The sequence below is a fragment of the Anaerococcus tetradius ATCC 35098 genome (assembly GCF_000159095.1).
Classification (GTDB): domain Bacteria; phylum Bacillota; class Clostridia; order Tissierellales; family Peptoniphilaceae; genus Anaerococcus; species Anaerococcus tetradius.
In genome coordinates this window covers 1-1,677 of the sequence record NZ_GG666314.1, presented here as the reverse complement: position 1 = coordinate 1,677, position 1,677 = coordinate 1, and the positions used below count along the sequence as shown (strand labels likewise).

General features: G+C 48.4%; 1 rRNA gene. It reads right to left on the bottom strand.

What is annotated here, in order from left to right:
- Nucleotides 1–1,677 (bottom strand): 23S ribosomal RNA (locus HMPREF0077_RS09880); the annotation flags it as partial.

Below are 1,677 nucleotides of genomic sequence, written 5' to 3'. Positions count from 1 at the left end.
AAAGTTTAGTATCCATTAGCTTAATACATTACTGCACTTACACCTTGGACCTATCAAAGGTATTTTCTTTACCTACTCTTAGAAATCTTATCTTGAGGCCTGCTTCGTACTTAGATGCTTTCAGTACTTATCAATTCCACACGTAGCTACCCAGCTATGCTCCTGGCGGAACAACTGGTACACCAGCGGTGTGTCCATCCCGGTCCTCTCGTACTAAGGACAGATCCTCTCAAATTTCTTACGCCCACGCTGGATAGGGACCGAACTGTCTCACGACGTTCTGAACCCAGCTCGCGTGCCTCTTTAATGGGCGAACAGCCCAACCCTTGGGACCTACTTCAGCCCCAGGATGAGACGAGCCGACATCGAGGTGCCAAACCTCCCCGTCGATGTGGACTCTTGGGGGAGATAAGCCTGTTATCCCCGGGGTAGCTTTTATCCGTTGAGCGATGGCCCTTCCATGCGGAACCACCGGATCACTAAGTCCGTATTTCTACTCTGCGCAACTTGTAGGTTTTGCAGTTAAGCTCGCTTCTGCCTTTGTACTCTTCGAATGGTTTCCGTCCATTCTGAGCGAACCTTTGAACGCCTCCGTTACTTTTTGGGAGGCGACCGCCCCAGTCAAACTGCCCAACTGACAATGTCCGATACCCTGATTCAAGGGTTATCGTTAGAACTTTAATATTAGAGGGTTGGTATCCCAAGGTTGACTTAACCTAAACTGGCGTTCAAGTGTCTTCGTCTCCCAACTATCCTGTACGTCTAATCTCAAAGTCCAATATCAGCCTACAGTAAAGCTCCACGGGGTCTTTCCGTCCTAGCGTGGGTAAGTCGCATCTTCACGACTACTACAATTTCACCGGATCCTTTGTTGAGACAGTGCCCAAATCGTTACACCTTTCGTGCGGGTCGGAACTTACCCGACAAGGAATTTCGCTACCTTAGGACCGTTATAGTTACGGCCGCCGTTTACTGGGGCTTAAGTTCTAAGCTTCGTCTTACGACTAACTCTTCCCCTTAACCTTCCAGCACCGGGCAGGTGTCAGCTCCTATACTTCATCTTTCGATTTTGCAGAAACTTGTGTTTTTGGTAAACAGTCGCTTGGGCCTGGTTTCTGTGGCCAGATCGCTCTGGCTCCCCTTCTCCCGAAGTTACGGGGACATTTTGCCGAGTTCCTTAACAAAGGTTCTTCCGCGCGTCTTGGTATTCTCTACCTCCCTACCTGTGTCGGTTTTGGTACGGGCGCTTTGGTCTTGATAGTGACTTTTCTTGGCAATTTGAATTTCTCTACTTCTCTACTTGTGTTTTCGATGGCTATCAAAGCTTAGCCTTTGGTTATGCGGATTTGCCTACATAACAGCCTTACTTTTTAGACTAGCAATTCCATCTGCTAGCTAGTTGATCCTCTTGCGTCATCACATCTCTTAGCGACTTTAAGCGGTACAGGAATTTAAGCCTGTTGTCCATCGGCTACGCCTTTCGGCCTTACCTTAGGTCCCGACTTACCCTGAGGGGACGAGCCTTGCTCAGGAATCCTTAGGGTTTCGACGGGGATGATTCTCACATCCCTTCTCGCTACTCATGCCAGCATTCTCTCTTGTATAGGCTCCACATATGCTTACGCTTATGCTTCTTCGCTTATACAATGCTCCTCTACCACTGATAGAGGTTTTAAA